The sequence below is a fragment of the Ruegeria sp. CE6 genome, assembly GCF_056537485.1.
Map to the genome: position 1 here is coordinate 618,384 of NZ_JBQFRR010000001.1, position 15,316 is coordinate 633,699.

Here is a 15,316-nt window from a genome sequence, read left to right on the forward strand (position 1 = left end):
ACAGTCTTGGGTAGGGTGCTAAGGGGCTGAAGGCGCAGAGTCAACGGCAATGAAGCCGCAGCATGAACGTCGCTAAGTATAAGATTTTAATAATAAAATCACAGACCGCGTGAAACCTGCCGATGGCGTATAGTTCGCTGACCGGGCGGATAAGCCTGAATCCGCATATTCAACCAAATGGTTGACCAAACTCACAGGCTATGGTTCAGCGGAACCATGTCCAACGACCTCGACACTGTCTTCGCAGCCCTCGCCGATCCCACCCGCCGTGCCATCTTAGCGATGCTGCTGGAAGATGACATGGCCGTCACCGACGTGGCCGAACCGTTCGAAATGTCGCTGGCCGCGATTTCAAAGCATCTGGTGATCCTGACCAAAGCAGGTCTGATTTCTCAGGAAAAACGCGGACGGGTGAAGTGGTGCAAACTAGAACCCGACGCGCTTCGAGCGGCCTCGGTTTGGATGCAGGGGTTCGGACAGTTCGAACCGGTCAATCTGGATGCGTTCGAGCGGTTTCTTGAAGTTGAACTGCCCCCGGATGAGGCCTAACGCACAACTAAGACCGACATGCTGGCGTGTTTGGCCAGATATCCCGCGTGGCTGGACAGGATATAGTCTGTGATCCGGGGTGCGTGGGTTCCCACAACAATCAGATCGGCCCCCATTTCCTCTGCTGCGTGGGTCAGGTCCTTGTCGATCTCGACCGCGACATCAACCGAGTGAATGTTGCGTGTGTCCACACTTGTGCCGCTTTGCATCGCAATTTCACTGGCGCAGGTCAGCAATTCTTGTTTGATCGCGTCTGTTGTCAGGTGGCTATCCCCAGGCTGCGGGCCGGTGACGCTGACGATGGTCACTTTGGCGCCCTGCCATTTGGCCAATTGCGCGGCAACCTCGGTGGCTTTCTTGACCTCGGGCGGCAAGTGCAGGTCGACCGGGACCATGATGTGTTTGAACATATTGGCGTCCTCCTGATCCTGAGATATGTCGACCCGGGCGGTTCGCCAGTCTGACCCGTCGGGACGATCCAAACGGCAGGCTCAGCCCTCGCGGCTATATTCCACCCCGGTCACAACCCCCGTTGGGTCGGCACGACAGAGCCACGGAGCCTCGGCCCCTGCCACGAATACGCTGGTGACCGAGCCTGTCGGGCTGGACTGGGTCGACATCGCTTTGACACCATCAGGCCCTGTGCCGGTTTCGGCGCCCACCAGAGCTTCGCAGCTGGCTTGCAGGTCCGCCTCTGCAGCGTCTTTCGCGCTACCGGGGGCACAGGCGGACAGCGCCAGCAATGCGGGAATAAGTGACATTGTTTTCATGGCCCAGCTCCTTGGTGGTGCCAGGCAGGCTGCCACATCAGGTAGAAATCACAAGCTTCAATTCGAGCGCACCGGAGTGTTTGCAGGCGCGTCTTCTCCTTTCAGCAGCAACAACAGCGCAACAGCGGTGAGCCCGGCACCAACCAACACCAATGCCGTCGGCGCAGGACGTCCCAGGGCGATTTCCCACAGGATCACCCAGCTGGGCGTCAGGTAAGTGTAGGCCATGACCTTTGCCGCGGGCAAACGCAGGGCTGCAAACTGAACCAGTACAAAACTGGCGGCGGTCGCAAACAACGAGATATAAAGCAGCGTCACCCAGACAATCCCGGGAAGGTTGCCCCAATCTACTGCACGGATATCGGACCAGCCCCAGACCGTCAGGATCAAACACCCCGCAACCAACGTACCGAAGGTGAACACCACCGCAGGCTCTCCCCGGTTCAATCGCCGTATCATCGGCGTATAGACGGCGTGCGCGGCGCAACCCCAGAAATAGATGATCTCGCCGCCTCCGATCTCGAAGACCTGAAAGGCTTGCCAATCCGCTCTGAAGATCACCCACAGCGCACCGACCGCACCGACCGTCAGGGCCAGCGCCATGCGTGGAGTGGTGATCTGGCGCAGCAGCACCCACCCGGCCAGCGCCGACATGACCGGGGTCAGCGTAAAGACCGCCGCCGCGCTGACCGGGGGAGCGGTTTTCAATCCGTAGAACATCAGGACAAAGTAGGCTCCGAACAATCCGCCAAGCACCAGATAGCGCCATGGTGCCCGAGCCGCGCTGCGCGGAATGCCCGTTGTGGCAATCGCAGCGATGCCGATCACAACCGCCGCAATCGCAAAGCGCGCTGCCGTGATCGCCGACGGTGCGATCTCATTTGCCGCCATTGAGCCAAGCGAGAAACTGCCCGCCACCAAAGCCGAGAATGTCAGCATGGCCAGATGGCCGCGCGCCTGCGGTGTCACGGCAGCCAGCCCCTGGATTGATCTTTCAGGAAGGATAGGAAAGCCTGCACCTTGGTGGTCCGGTGCAGATCCACATGAGTCACCAGCCACAGCTTGCCAGACCACTCGGGCAACGGTGCCATCACCTCGACCAGATCGGGATCGCGCGCGGCCTCCCAACGGGCCATAAAGCCGATGCCTGCACCGGCCAGAACAGCCTCTCGCATACAGAAATTATTGGTGCAGCGGAAAGTGATCGCCTGCTCCGGCGCGTTGGCACGCAGCCAGCGGGAAAACGGCGCGCGGCTGTTTTCATCATCATTGCCGACGAAGTGGTGATTGGCGAAATCTGCAACGTCCGCGGGTTTGCCGTGGCGCGCGAGATAGGCCTTGCTGGCGAATAGTCCGACCTCTTGTGGAATGAACGGCTGCACCACATTGTCCGGTTGATCCGGCGCGGCCCCGGCGCGGATCGCCACATGCGCCTCGCCATATTCCAACCGGAACAGGCGGTCGCCGGTCAGATAGCGCACGATCAATCCCGGGTGGGTCTGCTGGAACTCGGTCAGCGTCGGTACGATGAGCGGGGCCAGTGAGGCCAGTGAGGTGACCACGATCTCGCCCGAGACATCGTCTCCGCGCCCCTTCATGCGACCAACCAACTGGTTGAACTGATCTTCGGTTGCCTGCGCGACCCGCAACAGGTCCTCACCCGCTTCGGTTGGTGTGTACCCACGCGCGTGACGCTGGAATAGTTTGACGCCCAGCCGCGCCTCGATTGCGTCGATATGGCGGATCACGGTGGCGTGGTGCACGCCCAGCACGTCCGCTGCCCCGCTGACCGTTCCCATACGCGCCACCTGATAGGCGGTTCTCACTTCATCCCAATTGTCCATTGCATCTGATCCAATGTGCAAATTCTAACAATGCTTGTTGATATATCCGAGTTTTGTTCATGCACGCAACAGCCATATTGGGGCAACAGAAGCTAATTCCGCAACAAAGGACGCCCCGAAATGACCAAAACCATCCTGCATATCGACGCCTCGGCCCGCCGCACTGGATCTGCCACCCGCGATCTGTCCGACCGCGTGGTTCGCCACCTGAACGCCGGGCGTATCATCCGCCGCGATCTGGCCACTCCCCTGCCCCTGCTGACCGAGGACTGGATCGGCGCCAATTTCACCCCCGCCGACCAGCGTGACGCGGTACAGAAAGACCTGCTGGCCCTGTCGGACGAATTGGTGTCCGAGTTGCAAAAGGCCGACACGATCGTCATCGGCCTGCCGATCTACAACTTCTCAGTTCCCGCCGCGTTCAAGGCCTGGATTGATCTGGTCGCCCGTGCCGGTCTGACATTCTCCTATTCCGAAGAAGGACCGAAAGGTCTGCTGGAAGGCAAACGCGCCATCCTTGCTGTTGCATCGGGCGGTACGGCGGTGGGCTCCGAAATCGACTTTGCCACCACCTATGCGCGCCATGTTCTGGGCTTCATCGGCATCCATGATGTCGAGGTCATCGCCGCAGATCGCATGGCACTGGACCCCGAAACAACCCTGTCCAATGCGCAGAAAGCTGTCACCAAACTGGCAGCCTGATTGACCTGCCCCCCTTGAACCGTCCAGTCTGCGCCGAGGCAAATCGGCAGACTGGGCGTTTCACATGAAAAAGATTGGAATATTGGGCGGTGTTGGCTGGGCCTCAACTGTCGACTACTACCGGGCGATCGCTGAAGGCGCGGGTCGGTATTTTGCTGAACGCGGCCACGGATCGCCGCTGCCCATCCCACCCATGACCATCGAATCCGTCACCCAAGCCAAAACCCGCGCCTTGCGCGGCGTGGCCGGTGACGAAGACAGCTGGGCCGCTTTCGACGCGGTGTTCCGCGAAGCACTGCTGACTTTGGAACACGCAGGCTGCGATTTCGGCATCATCGCCTCCAATACGCCACACGCGCGGCTTCACACGATCCGCGAAGGCGTCTCCATGCCTATTCTCAGCATTTTTGACGCAACCGCCGACGCGACCGCCTCGACCGGCGCCACCAATGCTTTGGTCCTTGGAACCGCAGTCACCATGCAGGCCACAAACTATGCCGACCGGCTGGCCGCCGAGGGTATCACGGCAAACACACGCCTGCCCGAGCCTGAGATCGCCGAGATGCAGGCGATGATCGACAGTGATTTCTACGGCGGCGCATCCGACACCGCACATGCGCGCCTGCTGGCCTTCTGCAACAAACACGCCACACCCGGAACCGCGATCTTGCTGGCCTGTACCGAGTTGCCTCTGGCCTTCCCCGATCATCTGGACGATCCGGTGTTCGAGGCGGACGGTCACCTGTTCGTCAACCCCTCCGCCGCCCATGTCGCTGCCGCTTTGAACGAAGCGCTTGAGGGGTGATCACGGCAGCCAGTTTATCTCGCACCCGATCTTATCAAAGAACACCATCAGGTCTTCGCGCGACAAAACGACGGTTCGGTCGTTGACCAAAGGGTGCATGTTGATGACATCGGCCTGTTGCGCGGCGGCGTCCATGAAGAACTTAACGTTGTTCTCAACGCCGTTGATCATCGCCAGCGGACTGACCGCGCCAGGGCGGATGCCGAGGTTCTGGAACAGCCGATCCGCCGAGCCGAAGGACAGGTTGCCAACCCCCAACTCCGCGCCCAGCGCCTTGAGGTCGATCTCGCGGCTCTGTTCCAGCGTCACTAGATAATTCCGCTTTTTCTTGTCGCGCAGATACAGGTTCTTAAGCCGCAATGTGTTTTCACCCGGCACCATGAACTGGCCTTCCACCCCCTTTGCATCCTCAACCGTGCGCAGCGGGATATGTGTATGCAACCGATAGGGCAGCCCCCATTCATCCAACTGCGCCAAAAGCGCATCCGAGCTGAGCGGCAACGTATCCTGAAAGGCAGATGATGCGTCCATGGGAACCTCCTCGTATGGCGCGCTCATCGCCCAACCGACAGGTAAATTCAAGCCACGACAGGCGCGGCATTCGGTGCTAGCGTGCCGCCATGAAAGTCACGCGTAACACTCCGAGCCAACTGATCCTGTCCAATACGCCATGGTTCATCGGCATCACGCTGGTTTTCTTCATTCTGGCATTTGTCGGCGCGGGCGTCTTCTTGGCCAGTGAAGGTGGCGAGGGTATCTTGTTCGGCATTTTCTTCGCACTATTCGGCGGAGGCATGGGTTTTGGTGCATTTTGCGCCTTTGTCCGGCGCGTGCAGGTCATACTGGATCGCAATAATAACAGCATCCTGATCCGCAGACAGTCAGTCTTTGGATATGATGCCGTGGAACATGAGCTCTCGCACCTCTCGCACGCGGAAACCGAAAGCACGACCTCACGTAGCGACAATGGCACATCGACCCTCTATCGCCCTGTCCTAATACTGGATGAGGGCATGAGCGCCGGACGGCATCCCATTGTCGAGGCTTATTCCAGTGGGCGCGGCGCGCATCGGCTGGTGGATGCGGTCAACGATTGGCTTCCGGCACGCAAGGTTGACTCTGCCAGCCAATCGGCCTAAATCGCCGCCAACATCCGGAAGCGTTTGATCTTCCGGTCCCTTGAGTCGTTCAGGGATCGCCCCCCACCAGCGAGTTTCGCCCGTGGGGGCGTTTGTGCATTTAACCGACGCGTCCTATCTAGGGCACGCCACCAGATAACCGGCTAAGGAGGCCGAAGGCATGTTTGAAAATCTATCCGAACGCCTTTCCGGCGTCTTTGACCGGCTGACCAAACAGGGTGCCCTGTCTGAAGAAGACGTGAAAACCGCCCTGCGCGAAGTCCGCGTTGCCCTGCTTGAGGCCGACGTCTCGCTGCCGGTGGCGCGCGAGTTTGTCAAGAAAGTACAGGAACAGGCGACCGGTCAAGCTGTCACCAAATCGATCACGCCCGGCCAGCAGGTCGTCAAGATCGTGCACGACGCGTTGGTAGATACACTGCGTGGCGAAGAAGACCCCGGCGCGCTGAAGATCGACAACCCGCCTGCGCCGATCCTGATGGTCGGCCTGCAAGGCTCGGGTAAGACGACCACCACCGGTAAGCTGGCGAAACGCCTGAAAGAGAAAGAGGGCAAGAAGGTCCTGATGGCCTCGCTGGACGTCTATCGCCCAGCGGCGATGGATCAGCTTGCGGTTCTGGGCACGCAGGTTGGTGTAGATACGCTGCCGATCGTACCCGGTCAGACGCCGGTTGATATCGCCAAGCGCGCCAAGCAACAGGCAACGCTGGGCGGCTATGACGTCTATATGCTCGACACCGCGGGCCGTCTGCATATCGACGAAGTCCTGATGGACGAGGTCGAGCAGGTTCGTAACGTGGTCGACCCGCGCGAGACGCTGCTGGTGGTCGACGGCCTGACCGGTCAGGTCGCTGTTGAAGTGGCCGAAGAGTTTGATGCCAAGGTCGGCATCTCGGGCGTGGTCCTGACCCGTATGGACGGTGACGGGCGCGGCGGTGCGGCGCTGTCGATGCGCGCGGTCACCGGCAAGCCGATCCGCTTTGTTGGTCTGGGCGAGAAGATGGACGCGCTCGAAACCTTCGAGCCGGACCGGATCGCCGGTCGTATTCTGGGCATGGGCGACATCGTTGCTCTGGTCGAAAAAGCCCAGGAAACGATGGAGATGGAACAGACCGAGCGCATGATGAAGCGCATGGTCAAAGGTCAGTTCAACATGAACGATCTGAAAATGCAGCTGGAGCAGATGATCCAGATGGGCGGCATGCAGGGCATGATGGGCATGATGCCGGGCATGAACAAGATGGCCAAGCAGATGGATCAGGCCGGTCTGGACGATAAAATCCTGCGCCAGCAAATCGCGCTGATCCAGTCGATGACCAAACGCGAACGCGCCAACCCGCAACTGCTGCAAGCGAGCCGCAAGAAACGCATCGCCGCCGGTTCGGGTATGGAGGTCAGCGATCTCAACAAGCTGCTCAAGATGCACCGGCAGATGTCCGACATGATGAAAAAGATGGGCAAAATGGGCAAAGGCAAGATGCTGAAACAGGCCATGAAAGGCATGTTCGGCAAAGGTGGCCCAAGCCCCGAGGAAATGGCTGCGGGCATGGACCCCAAGGCGCTGGAACAAGCCGCCAAAGCGATGGGCGGTAAGATGCCCGGCGGTCTGCCCGGACTGGGTGGCGGCATGGGCCTGCCCCCGGGGTTGAGCGGTTTTGGAAAGAAAAAGTGACGTCAGCACGCTGCACCCAGCCCCCGTCCGGAAAGGCGGCGATGGCAGCAGCGCAGTATCGCGCGGCCCTGCCGGTCATTGAAACCCGGCGGCTGGTTCTGCGTGCGCCCACTCTGGACGACCTGCCGGTTTGGACGTCGATCTGCAAGGACAGCTTTGGCGATACCGAGCAAGACGCCTGGACTGAGTTTTCCTACTACACATCAGGCTGGCTTTTGCATGGTCACGGCTTGTTCACCGTCACGTTTAAAGACGATGATGATCAGGTCATTGGCTTCGTCATTCTGGGCCTCGAATGGGACGATCACGAGCCCGAGCTTGGCTATATGTTCGATAGCAAGTTCCGCATGCAAGGTTACGCGACCGAAGCGTGCAGCGCCGTTCGCGATTTTGGCTTCGATCTGCTCGGGTCCGGTCAGTTCGTAAGTTACGTTTCGCAATCCAACACGCGTTCGAACGCATTGGCACAGCGTCTGGGTGCAACGCGCGACGCCGTTGCCGAAAGCGCCTTTGGTCCAACCCAGCATGTCTGGCGATACGGCGAGGTGCAGGCATGACACTTGCCATGGCCATACCAACGCTGGAAACCGAACGCCTGATCATGCGGGCCCCCTGCGAGGCCGATTTTGAGGCTGAGGCAGAGTTTTTTGCCAGCGACGCCTCGAAATTCGTCGGCGGCCCGAAACGCCCGGATGAGACATGGCGCGCTGTTGCGATGCTATTAGGCCACTGGGCGATGCGGGGATATGGCTTCTGGGGTGTCGAGGAAAAAGACACCGGCACCTATGTAGGCCATGTTGGCTTGTGGAACCCTCACGGCTGGCCCGAGCCCGAAATTGGCTGGACCCTGATGAACCACGCCACCGGCAAGGGTTATGCGACCGAAGCGGCACTGGCTGCACGCGCACATGCCTATGACGTGCTGGGCTGGGAAACCGCAATCTCGCTGATCGATCCGGACAATCTGGGAAGCAAGGCTGTCGCGGAACGGCTGGGCGCGCAGTTTGAATATATGTTCGAACACCCGGCTTTCGGGGCGATGCAGGTCTGGCGTCATTCTGCGCCTGCCGATCTGGTAAATGGTGGCGTGGAGGCATACGCATGACCTCGTTCACTATACCCACCGTCGAAACCGATCGCCTGATCCTGCGCGCGCCGCATCTGGACGATCTGCCTGCGATGACCGCGTTCTACGCGACCGAGCGCAGCCATATGGTTGGTGGCCCCAAGGACGCTCTTGGAAGCTGGAGCTCTCTTTCGAACAGATTGGGTCATTGGGCGCTGCGCGGTTATGGTCTGTGGCATCTGACTGAAAAGGCCAGCGGCGCATTCGTGGGATGGGCAGGCATGATCTACGTACCCGGCTGGGCGGAGCCCGAGCTGGGCTGGACGCTGATGGCAGAGGCCGAAGGCAAAGGTTTGGGCTTTGAGGCCGCTGCGGCTGCACGCGACTATGCAGCTCGGCATCAGGGGCTGAACGGTGTGATTTCCTACATCGCCCATGCCAATGACCGCTCGCGCGCGCTGGCCGAACGGCTGGACGCAACGCTGGAGATTGAGAGAGCCGAGCTTCTGGGCAAGCACGCTCAGATCTGGCGTCATCCGCAGATTGATTTGACCACCGAAAGGACCGGCCAATGAACAACCCCGTGACACAAGCTGCCGCGCTGTTGAAGGATCACCGCGAAAGCATCGACCGGCTGGATGCGATCCTGGTCTATACGCTGGGCGAGCGGTTCAAGCACACGCAGGCCGTTGGCAAGCTCAAGGCCGCACACGACCTTCCCCCGTCCGATCCGTCGCGCGAGGCTGCGCAGATCGCACGGTTAGAAGACCTGGCGAAAGAGGCCGATCTGGACCCCGATTTCGCCAAGGCTTTTCTGAATTTCATCATTCAGGAAGTCATCCGACACCACAAGAAACACCAGAACTAAGCCGGTCTAGCACCGGATACGCCATTCAAAGGAGATACCACCATGGCAATGAAAATTCGTCTCGCCCGCGGCGGCTCGAAAAAGCGTCCCTTCTATCGCATTGTTGCGGCTGATAGCCGTATGCCGCGCGATGGTCGTTTCATCGAAAAACTGGGCACCTACAACCCGCTGCTGCCGAAAGACAGCGAAGAGCGCGTGAAAATGAACATGGAGCGCATCCAGTACTGGCTGGATCAGGGCGCACAGCCCACCGACCGGATCGCACGCATGCTGGAAGCTGCCGGCGCCCGTGACAAGGCCGAGCGCAACAACCCCAACAAGGGCACTCCGGGCAAGAAAGCTCAGGAACGCGCGGAAGAGAAAGCTGCCAAGGCTGCTGAAGCTGCCGAAGCGGCTGCTGCACCGGCTGAAGAAGCTGCTGCAGAAGAATAAGCAGTCGGGCGCGTGCAGGATCAGGCCTTTTCCGACGATTTTCGCACGCAGTTCGATCTGTTGATGCGGCTCCGGCGTGATGTGCGCCGGTTTCGCACCGATGCAATTGACGAGGCAGTGCTTACGCGCTGCCTCGACGCGTTTCGACTGGCCCCTTCTGTTGGGCTCAGCGAACCCTGGCGCGTGATCCGCATCGAAAGTCAGGCCGCGCGCGACGCGGCGCTGAAGAATTTCCAAGCGGCCAACGAGCGGGCGCTGAGCGGGTATTCCGGCGAAAAGGCGCAGCTGTACAGCCAGCTGAAACTGTCCGGGATGAAAGAAGCTCCGGTGCAGCTGGCCGTGTTCTGCGACGATGCCACCGACAAGGGTCAAGGTCTGGGCGCAGGTACTATGCCCGAGATGCGGCGCTATTCTGTGGTCTCTGCCATCACCCTGTTCTGGCTTGCCTTACGGGCAGAAGGGCTGGGGCTGGGTTGGGTCTCGATCCTCGACCCGGACCAGATGGTGCGCGATCTGGATGTCCCCGAGGACTGGCGGTTGATCGGATATTTCTGCTTGGGCTGGCCCGAGGCCCAATCCGATACGCCGGAACTGGAGCAGGTCGGCTGGGAATGCAGAGACACCTCTCTGCCCATCGAGGTGCGCTAGACATGTTCGGATTGTTACGTCTTCCCATCCTGCTGGCGATCGCATTTATTGTGGGCGTATTCTTCGAACGCTCGAACCAGCGCGAGGCGTGCGAGGTGATCGGACAATGGCGGGACGGGCTATGTGTGACGGATGGTCGAAATGAGTGATCTGATCTGCGTAGGCAGCATCGCGGGCTCGTATGGGGTGCGCGGCGAGGTGCGGCTGAAAAGTTTCTGTGCCGTCCCCGAGGATATCGAAGGCTATTCGCCGCTGACAGACGAAGAAGGTAAAGAGCGCTATCCCGTAGTCCTGACCCGCGCGATCAAGAACGGCTTTGCCGCCCGGCTGGGTGGCATTGAGACGAAGGAAGCGGCGGATGCGCTGAACGGTCTGCGCCTTTATGCGCGGCGCGATCAATTGCCGTCGCTGCCGGATGATGAGTTTTACCACACCGACCTTATCGGGCTTGAGGTTTATGATACCGGCGGCACGCTGCTGGGCCGGGTGAAATCGGTTCAAAATCACGGCGCGGCGGATCTGTTGGAACTGCACGGTCCGGGCTTAAAGGCCACCGTGCTGCTGCCGTTTACACTCGAATCCGTTCCGACCGTTGATCTGGAAAAAGGCCGCATCATCGCCGACCCGCCCGAGGGCCTGCTGTAATGCGCCGCGTGTTGCTGCATCTGGGTCTGCACAAGACCGGGACAACGGCGGCACAGTCCTTTCTGTTCGAAAACCGCTCACTGATCTGGCCGCACCATGCGTTGGTCCTGCCCTATCGGACCCGCAAAACCGGCTTGTCCGAAGCAGCCACACGCTATTCCGTCTACGGCACCCCCGGCGCGATGAGCGATTTCAAGGATCAGATGCGGCACTTCCTGAATTCACTGGAATTCGGCCAGAAGCGCGGGCTGGTTCTGAGCGAAGAGAATTTCTCGGGCCTGCGCCCTAGCCGCAATGTCGCGGTGGGATATGAGGCCGCGCCCGAGCTTGCCTCGTGCCTTGTCGGCCTGATCCGCGACCGGTTTGCCGGGGAAGAGGTGCATATCACGATCTACTACTCGCTGCGCCAACGGGGAAGCTGGCTACGCAGCCTGTGGGCGCATGATCTGCAACGATCGCGCCTGATTCAGGATTTTGAGACCTTTCGCGCCCGGCTTGAACCGGTGCCGTCGCCTCAGATTGCTGCTGCGGCTGTGCGCGACCGTTTGCCCTCGGTCTCGGTCCGCACCGAATGGCTGGAAGACCTGCAGGGCCAGCGACATGGGCTTGGAAGCACTTTTGCTGAATTCCTTGACCTGCCTGCGGACAAAGCCGCCGAATTGGTAGGCCCGACCCGATCAAACCCACGCCTGCCCGAGGATGTCTTGCAGCAGATGCTGGAAATGAACCGATCCGATCTGGACGATGCTGCGCTGATCGATCAAAAGACGGCTTTGGTTCAAAGCACCCAGAACGATCTGATCGGCTCGAGATGACAGATAAACCCGGAAAGTCCCATGGCCGCAAAGCCATCCGTCCAACGTTGAAGCCGCGCGAGTTGATGACGCCGACGCCCGATCTGCACGGGGTGTGGAAGGCCAAGATCATCACGTTGTTCCCATCTGCCTTCCCCGGTGTTCTGGGCGAAAGCCTGACCGGCAAGGCCCTGCAAGAAGGGCTATGGCAGTTGGAAACTGTGGATTTGCGCCAATTCGGGATCGGCAAGCACCGCAATGTGGATGACACCCCTGCGGGCGGCGGTGCGGGCATGGTGCTGCGTGCCGATGTGCTGGGTGAGGCCATTGAGCATACGATGGCGGGCATCCGGGGCAACTGGCCGTTGATCTACCTCAGCCCACGTGGGCGTCGGATGGATCAGAAAATGATGCAAAACCTGGCTCGCTGCGATGGCATGACACTGCTATGTGGTCGTTTCGAAGGCGTCGATGAGCGGGTGCTGGAACATTACGGCGTGCAAGAGATCAGCTTGGGTGATTTTGTCATGACCGGGGGTGAAATCGCCGCGCAGGCCCTGATCGACGCCACCGTGCGGCTGATCCCGGGCGTTCTGGGCAATCAGGCCTCAGCCGAGGAGGAGAGCTTTTCCTCTGGCTTATTGGAGCATCCGCAATACACCCGCCCCGCCGACTGGAAAGGCCGCCCGATCCCCGAGATCCTGATGTCAGGCCACCATGGACGCATTGCGGATTGGCGTCATGAAATGTCGGAACAGATCACCCGCGAACGGCGGCCGGATCTGTGGGACGCCTATCGAAAATCAGAAGATAAGGGCTAAGACTAACGGGTTGCCTTCCACAACGCCCAGGTTTCCGGTGTGCCGTTGAAGGTGTTGATGTCCACCTTACCCTGAACCCCCGGCACCAGCCCGGTGCCGGTGTATTGCCAGAACCGCCAGACCGAGCCTGGATAAACGTTGCGCGGGTGGCCCGCGACCGAGCGCAGCCAGAACTCAGTTTTGGGAAGTCGTCCGATATCGGTGTCGCCGTAGAAATCTACCGTCGTGTAGACAATCGGGCGTCGGCCATAGTGGCGCTCGAGAATATCAAGGAACCGCTGCGCCTCGGCCCGAACGGTTCGGCCATCAGGGCGCAGGGTGCAGGTTTTGGAATGGGGCGTCCATTCCATATCCAGCACATGCGGCAGGTCGGCCCCTTTGGGCACGTTCTGGATGAACCAACGCGCCTGTTCATGGGCCGGACGGCAGAAATAATAATAGTGATAGGCCCCCCACGGCACTCCGGCAGCTTGTGCGCCGCGTCGGTGCTCGTCGAACATCGGGTCGGTAAAATCTCCGCCCTCGGTGGCTTTGATGAAGGCAAAGCTGACACCGTTCTTCTGCGCGGTGCGCCAATCAATCGGCCCCTGCCAACGCGAGACATCCAGCCCATGCACCGGGTAATGGCCGGGATGACGTCCCTCCCACGGGTGCGGGTCAGCGTCACCAAAGGCGGGGTAGATGATCGAAGGCGGGGTCGTGTCCGCGAAGGCCTGCGGCTCAACCACCTGAGGTTGCGGGCCGCGGCGACCACATGAGACAAGTGCAAGCGCCATAACGGCCAGCAGAAGTGCTTTGCGCATCTTATGATCCTGTATCAAATATCTGCTCTTATAATTAATCCCAGAATGCCTGATCTGGTGAACAAGGCAACGGTGGATTTGACGGGTGGCAAAAACTCACCTGTTTCACCAAGAATAAGGCTTGATCCCCGCCCGCAAAGCCCGTAAAGCAGCGCAATCCGGTGTGGCGTTATGCGACTCCGGTGTTTTGGTTTGCATCCTGACGTGACGCCCAGCTTTCTTCGGCACCGGCGCGACAGGGCGGACCGGACCAAAAGGAACATTCGATCTGACCTCTGGCGGGCTGTACGCAGGACCCGGTGAAGACCAAGAGCTCTCAGGCCGTGCCCAAACTTCGTGGACCAACCACGAGCAGATAGGAGAAATGCGATGGACCTGATCGCACAGCTTGAGGCGGAGCAAATTGCCGCCCTGGGGAAAGACATCCCCGATTTCAAAGCCGGTGACACCATCCGTGTCGGCTTTAAAGTGACCGAAGGGTCGCGTACCCGTGTGCAGAACTACGAAGGCGTCTGCATCGCGCGCAAAGGTGGCAGCGGCATCGCCGGTTCGTTCACCGTTCGCAAGATTTCGTTTGGTGAAGGCGTGGAGCGTGTGTTCCCACTGCATTCGACCAATATCGACAGCATCACCGTTGTCCGCCGTGGCCGCGTTCGTCGCGCCAAACTGTACTATCTGCGTACCCGTCGCGGTAAATCCGCACGTATCGCAGAAGTCACCAACTACAAGCCCAAGGCTGGCGCCGAGGCGTAAGGAGCGGAAAGATGAAAAAAGACATCCATCCCGATTATCACCTCATCGACGTCAAAATGACCGATGGCACCGTGGTTCAGATGAAATCCACCTGGGGCGCCGAAGGCGACCAGCTGGCTCTGGAAATCGACCCCTCCGTGCACCCCGCATGGACCGGTGGCTCGTCGCGCCTGATGGACGCTGGCGGCCGTGTGTCGAAGTTCAAGAAGAAATACGAAGGTCTGGGCTTCTAAGCCGGACTTTATTCAAGATGCGAAAGGCCGTCCTGTTTGGGCGGCCTTTTTTGTTCTCCTGCCGCGTTTACTGCATGCTCAGAAATCAAACCCGGTCTGGACGGGCGGCGTGTAGGGCTCGATCATGTCCTCACCCTCGGCCCCGCGTTTGATGGGTTTGACGGTGTGATATTCGAACCGGCCTTCGTACTGCGTGCCCAACGACTGCTGCGCCTCTTGCGCAGTTGTGACGCCCGATAGCCAGCTTTCGATCTCATCCGGGGTCAGGATCACCGGCATTCGACTGTGAATATGCGCGATCTGAGGGCTGGGTGGTCGGGTCAGGATCGTACAGCTGTGGCTGCCATCATCCGTTCGGTAAAACCCCGCAAAGAACATCACCGGGGCATTGCGCTGAACCGTGATGTAAACCGGACAATCATGGCCCTGATCCTTGGGCCATTCGTAATAGCCCAGCGCCGGAATAAGACAGCGCCCCTTGTTCCAGTACTCCTTCCAGAAGCTGACATTTTCGATCTTCGAGTTGATCATCGGCTTCTTGCTGCGCGGGTCCTTGATCTGCCAGCGCGCCGTCGCCAGCTCGGCCCGGTCTCCGTCCCAACGGACCATGCCAACCCGATTGGTCGGAGACACATTGTACCCGCCCGAAGGCAGCTGTTCGGGCAGATCAGGCGAGACCTTGCCGTAGAGAAAATACTCAGTAATCGCCAGCATTTCCCGCTGTGTCAGGTGACCGGCTGCAAATTTTCCACACATGGCGAAAACCTAGGCCGAT

The 15,316-nt window shown here is 59.8% G+C and carries 24 protein-coding genes; 17 read left to right on the forward strand and 7 right to left on the reverse strand.

Features of this window, described 5'->3' with window-relative positions; all coding sequences use genetic code 11:
* Positions 1 to 216 precede the first annotated feature (216 nt).
* Positions 217 to 549, forward strand: coding sequence for an ArsR/SmtB family transcription factor (locus tag ACR0DK_RS03030; RefSeq protein WP_170392649.1), 333 nt, complete (start codon positions 217 to 219; stop codon positions 547 to 549).
* Here the strand turns inward: ACR0DK_RS03030 and ACR0DK_RS03035 are convergent.
* From ACR0DK_RS03035 to ACR0DK_RS03050, 4 genes are all read right to left on the reverse strand, one after another.
* A complete protein-coding gene (locus ACR0DK_RS03035; protein ID WP_170597447.1) occupies positions 546 to 959 on the reverse strand; it encodes a universal stress protein in 414 nt (137 codons plus the stop codon). The genes ACR0DK_RS03030 and ACR0DK_RS03035 overlap by 4 nt on opposite strands.
* Before the next feature lie 81 nt (positions 960 to 1,040).
* Positions 1,041 to 1,319, reverse strand: a complete 279-nt coding sequence (locus ACR0DK_RS03040; protein ID WP_170392651.1) for a hypothetical protein — start codon at positions 1,317 to 1,319, stop codon at positions 1,041 to 1,043.
* Between the two features lie 57 nt (positions 1,320 to 1,376).
* Positions 1,377 to 2,288, reverse strand: coding sequence for a DMT family transporter (locus tag ACR0DK_RS03045; RefSeq protein WP_170392652.1), 912 nt, complete (start codon positions 2,286 to 2,288; stop codon positions 1,377 to 1,379).
* A complete protein-coding gene (locus ACR0DK_RS03050) occupies positions 2,285 to 3,163 on the reverse strand; it encodes a LysR family transcriptional regulator (RefSeq protein ID WP_170392653.1) in 879 nt (292 codons plus the stop codon). The genes ACR0DK_RS03045 and ACR0DK_RS03050 overlap by 4 nt, the downstream gene beginning before the upstream one ends.
* A gap of 120 nt (positions 3,164 to 3,283) precedes the next feature.
* On the opposite strand from ACR0DK_RS03050, the gene ACR0DK_RS03055 reads away from it, so the two are divergent.
* On the forward strand, positions 3,284 to 3,865 hold the full coding sequence (locus ACR0DK_RS03055; protein WP_170392654.1) for an FMN-dependent NADH-azoreductase: 582 nt from the start codon (positions 3,284 to 3,286) through the stop codon (positions 3,863 to 3,865).
* A gap of 64 nt (positions 3,866 to 3,929) precedes the next feature.
* Positions 3,930 to 4,670 (forward strand): aspartate/glutamate racemase family protein, encoded by a 741-nt coding sequence (locus ACR0DK_RS03060; RefSeq protein ID WP_170465150.1) that lies wholly within the window; start codon positions 3,930 to 3,932, stop codon positions 4,668 to 4,670.
* Here the strand turns inward: ACR0DK_RS03060 and ACR0DK_RS03065 are convergent, their stop codons facing one another.
* A complete protein-coding gene (locus ACR0DK_RS03065) occupies positions 4,671 to 5,201 on the reverse strand; it encodes a prolyl-tRNA synthetase associated domain-containing protein (protein WP_170392656.1) in 531 nt (176 codons plus the stop codon). It abuts the gene before it with no gap.
* Between the two features lie 89 nt (positions 5,202 to 5,290).
* Between ACR0DK_RS03065 and ACR0DK_RS03070 the strand changes: the two genes are divergently transcribed.
* From ACR0DK_RS03070 to trmD, 12 genes are all read left to right on the forward strand, one after another.
* A complete protein-coding gene (locus ACR0DK_RS03070) occupies positions 5,291 to 5,809 on the forward strand; it encodes a hypothetical protein (RefSeq protein ID WP_170392657.1) in 519 nt (172 codons plus the stop codon).
* Between the two features lie 160 nt (positions 5,810 to 5,969).
* Positions 5,970 to 7,478 (forward strand): signal recognition particle protein, encoded by a 1,509-nt coding sequence (ffh, locus tag ACR0DK_RS03075; protein ID WP_170402391.1) that lies wholly within the window; start codon positions 5,970 to 5,972, stop codon positions 7,476 to 7,478.
* Positions 7,479 to 7,519: 41 nt separating this feature from the next.
* Positions 7,520 to 8,035: a GNAT family N-acetyltransferase gene (locus ACR0DK_RS03080; protein WP_170625088.1), complete on the forward strand. Its 516-nt coding sequence runs from the start codon at positions 7,520 to 7,522 to the stop codon at positions 8,033 to 8,035.
* Complete coding sequence (locus tag ACR0DK_RS03085; RefSeq protein WP_170402397.1) at positions 8,032 to 8,583, forward strand: GNAT family N-acetyltransferase; 552 nt, start codon at positions 8,032 to 8,034, stop codon at positions 8,581 to 8,583. The genes ACR0DK_RS03080 and ACR0DK_RS03085 overlap by 4 nt, the downstream gene beginning before the upstream one ends.
* Positions 8,580 to 9,119 carry a GNAT family N-acetyltransferase gene (locus ACR0DK_RS03090; protein WP_170662929.1) on the forward strand — a complete coding sequence of 180 codons (540 nt, stop codon included), beginning with the start codon at positions 8,580 to 8,582 and terminating at the stop codon, positions 9,117 to 9,119. The genes ACR0DK_RS03085 and ACR0DK_RS03090 overlap by 4 nt, the downstream gene beginning before the upstream one ends.
* On the forward strand, positions 9,116 to 9,412 hold the full coding sequence (locus ACR0DK_RS03095) for a chorismate mutase (protein ID WP_170392662.1): 297 nt from the start codon (positions 9,116 to 9,118) through the stop codon (positions 9,410 to 9,412). Before ACR0DK_RS03090 ends, ACR0DK_RS03095 begins: the two co-directional genes overlap by 4 nt.
* Before the next feature lie 42 nt (positions 9,413 to 9,454).
* Positions 9,455 to 9,844, forward strand: a complete 390-nt coding sequence (gene rpsP / locus ACR0DK_RS03100) for a 30S ribosomal protein S16 (RefSeq protein ID WP_010437590.1) — start codon at positions 9,455 to 9,457, stop codon at positions 9,842 to 9,844.
* Between the two features lie 12 nt (positions 9,845 to 9,856).
* Positions 9,857 to 10,492, forward strand: coding sequence for a 5,6-dimethylbenzimidazole synthase (gene bluB / locus ACR0DK_RS03105; RefSeq protein ID WP_170402403.1), 636 nt, complete (start codon positions 9,857 to 9,859; stop codon positions 10,490 to 10,492).
* A gap of 2 nt (positions 10,493 to 10,494) precedes the next feature.
* Positions 10,495 to 10,641 carry a hypothetical protein gene (locus ACR0DK_RS03110; RefSeq protein WP_170392664.1) on the forward strand — a complete coding sequence of 49 codons (147 nt, stop codon included), beginning with the start codon at positions 10,495 to 10,497 and terminating at the stop codon, positions 10,639 to 10,641.
* On the forward strand, positions 10,634 to 11,137 hold the full coding sequence (gene rimM / locus ACR0DK_RS03115; RefSeq protein WP_170802230.1) for a ribosome maturation factor RimM: 504 nt from the start codon (positions 10,634 to 10,636) through the stop codon (positions 11,135 to 11,137). The genes ACR0DK_RS03110 and rimM overlap by 8 nt, the downstream gene beginning before the upstream one ends.
* Positions 11,137 to 11,952, forward strand: coding sequence for a hypothetical protein (locus ACR0DK_RS03120; RefSeq protein WP_170425117.1), 816 nt, complete (start codon positions 11,137 to 11,139; stop codon positions 11,950 to 11,952). The genes rimM and ACR0DK_RS03120 overlap by 1 nt, the downstream gene beginning before the upstream one ends.
* Positions 11,949 to 12,752, forward strand: a complete 804-nt coding sequence (gene trmD / locus ACR0DK_RS03125) for a tRNA (guanosine(37)-N1)-methyltransferase TrmD (RefSeq protein WP_170392667.1) — start codon at positions 11,949 to 11,951, stop codon at positions 12,750 to 12,752. The genes ACR0DK_RS03120 and trmD overlap by 4 nt, the downstream gene beginning before the upstream one ends.
* A gap of 2 nt (positions 12,753 to 12,754) precedes the next feature.
* Here the strand turns inward: trmD and ACR0DK_RS03130 are convergent, their stop codons facing one another.
* Positions 12,755 to 13,555, reverse strand: coding sequence for a glycoside hydrolase family 25 protein (locus ACR0DK_RS03130; RefSeq protein ID WP_170648527.1), 801 nt, complete (start codon positions 13,553 to 13,555; stop codon positions 12,755 to 12,757).
* Positions 13,556 to 13,924: 369 nt separating this feature from the next.
* On the opposite strand from ACR0DK_RS03130, the gene rplS reads away from it, so the two are divergent.
* Together rplS and rpmE are read left to right on the forward strand one after the other, a co-directional pair.
* On the forward strand, positions 13,925 to 14,308 hold the full coding sequence (gene rplS / locus ACR0DK_RS03135; protein WP_039541573.1) for a 50S ribosomal protein L19: 384 nt from the start codon (positions 13,925 to 13,927) through the stop codon (positions 14,306 to 14,308).
* 11 nt (positions 14,309 to 14,319) lie between these two features.
* Positions 14,320 to 14,541 carry a 50S ribosomal protein L31 gene (gene rpmE / locus ACR0DK_RS03140; protein WP_170542971.1) on the forward strand — a complete coding sequence of 74 codons (222 nt, stop codon included), beginning with the start codon at positions 14,320 to 14,322 and terminating at the stop codon, positions 14,539 to 14,541.
* A gap of 78 nt (positions 14,542 to 14,619) precedes the next feature.
* Here the strand turns inward: rpmE and ACR0DK_RS03145 are convergent, their stop codons facing one another.
* Positions 14,620 to 15,297 (reverse strand): SOS response-associated peptidase, encoded by a 678-nt coding sequence (locus ACR0DK_RS03145; protein WP_170686613.1) that lies wholly within the window; start codon positions 15,295 to 15,297, stop codon positions 14,620 to 14,622.
* Positions 15,298 to 15,316: the final 19 nt, after the last annotated feature.

What these genes read in the sequence shown, in the direction of transcription:
- ACR0DK_RS03030 (WP_170392649.1), top strand. Translation starts at nt 217, where the DNA reads ATGTCCAACGACCTCGACACTGTCTTCGCAGCCCTCGCCGATCCCACC.
- ACR0DK_RS03035 (WP_170597447.1), bottom strand. Translation starts at nt 959, where the DNA reads ATGTTCAAACACATCATGGTCCCGGTCGACCTGCACTTGCCGCCCGAG.
- ACR0DK_RS03040 (WP_170392651.1), bottom strand. Translation starts at nt 1,319, where the DNA reads ATGAAAACAATGTCACTTATTCCCGCATTGCTGGCGCTGTCCGCCTGT.
- ACR0DK_RS03050 (WP_170392653.1), bottom strand. Translation starts at nt 3,163, where the DNA reads ATGGACAATTGGGATGAAGTGAGAACCGCCTATCAGGTGGCGCGTATG.
- ACR0DK_RS03055 (WP_170392654.1), top strand. Translation starts at nt 3,284, where the DNA reads ATGACCAAAACCATCCTGCATATCGACGCCTCGGCCCGCCGCACTGGA.
- ACR0DK_RS03060 (WP_170465150.1), top strand. Translation starts at nt 3,930, where the DNA reads ATGAAAAAGATTGGAATATTGGGCGGTGTTGGCTGGGCCTCAACTGTC.
- ACR0DK_RS03065 (WP_170392656.1), bottom strand. Translation starts at nt 5,201, where the DNA reads ATGGACGCATCATCTGCCTTTCAGGATACGTTGCCGCTCAGCTCGGAT.
- ACR0DK_RS03070 (WP_170392657.1), top strand. Translation starts at nt 5,291, where the DNA reads ATGAAAGTCACGCGTAACACTCCGAGCCAACTGATCCTGTCCAATACG.
- ffh (WP_170402391.1), top strand. Translation starts at nt 5,970, where the DNA reads ATGTTTGAAAATCTATCCGAACGCCTTTCCGGCGTCTTTGACCGGCTG.
- ACR0DK_RS03080 (WP_170625088.1), top strand. Translation starts at nt 7,520, where the DNA reads ATGGCAGCAGCGCAGTATCGCGCGGCCCTGCCGGTCATTGAAACCCGG.
- ACR0DK_RS03085 (WP_170402397.1), top strand. Translation starts at nt 8,032, where the DNA reads ATGACACTTGCCATGGCCATACCAACGCTGGAAACCGAACGCCTGATC.
- ACR0DK_RS03090 (WP_170662929.1), top strand. Translation starts at nt 8,580, where the DNA reads ATGACCTCGTTCACTATACCCACCGTCGAAACCGATCGCCTGATCCTG.
- ACR0DK_RS03095 (WP_170392662.1), top strand. Translation starts at nt 9,116, where the DNA reads ATGAACAACCCCGTGACACAAGCTGCCGCGCTGTTGAAGGATCACCGC.
- rpsP (WP_010437590.1), top strand. Translation starts at nt 9,455, where the DNA reads ATGGCAATGAAAATTCGTCTCGCCCGCGGCGGCTCGAAAAAGCGTCCC.
- ACR0DK_RS03110 (WP_170392664.1), top strand. Translation starts at nt 10,495, where the DNA reads ATGTTCGGATTGTTACGTCTTCCCATCCTGCTGGCGATCGCATTTATT.
- rimM (WP_170802230.1), top strand. Translation starts at nt 10,634, where the DNA reads ATGAGTGATCTGATCTGCGTAGGCAGCATCGCGGGCTCGTATGGGGTG.
- ACR0DK_RS03120 (WP_170425117.1), top strand. Translation starts at nt 11,137, where the DNA reads ATGCGCCGCGTGTTGCTGCATCTGGGTCTGCACAAGACCGGGACAACG.
- trmD (WP_170392667.1), top strand. Translation starts at nt 11,949, where the DNA reads ATGACAGATAAACCCGGAAAGTCCCATGGCCGCAAAGCCATCCGTCCA.
- ACR0DK_RS03130 (WP_170648527.1), bottom strand. Translation starts at nt 13,555, where the DNA reads ATGCGCAAAGCACTTCTGCTGGCCGTTATGGCGCTTGCACTTGTCTCA.
- rplS (WP_039541573.1), top strand. Translation starts at nt 13,925, where the DNA reads ATGGACCTGATCGCACAGCTTGAGGCGGAGCAAATTGCCGCCCTGGGG.
- rpmE (WP_170542971.1), top strand. Translation starts at nt 14,320, where the DNA reads ATGAAAAAAGACATCCATCCCGATTATCACCTCATCGACGTCAAAATG.
- ACR0DK_RS03145 (WP_170686613.1), bottom strand. Translation starts at nt 15,297, where the DNA reads ATGTGTGGAAAATTTGCAGCCGGTCACCTGACACAGCGGGAAATGCTG.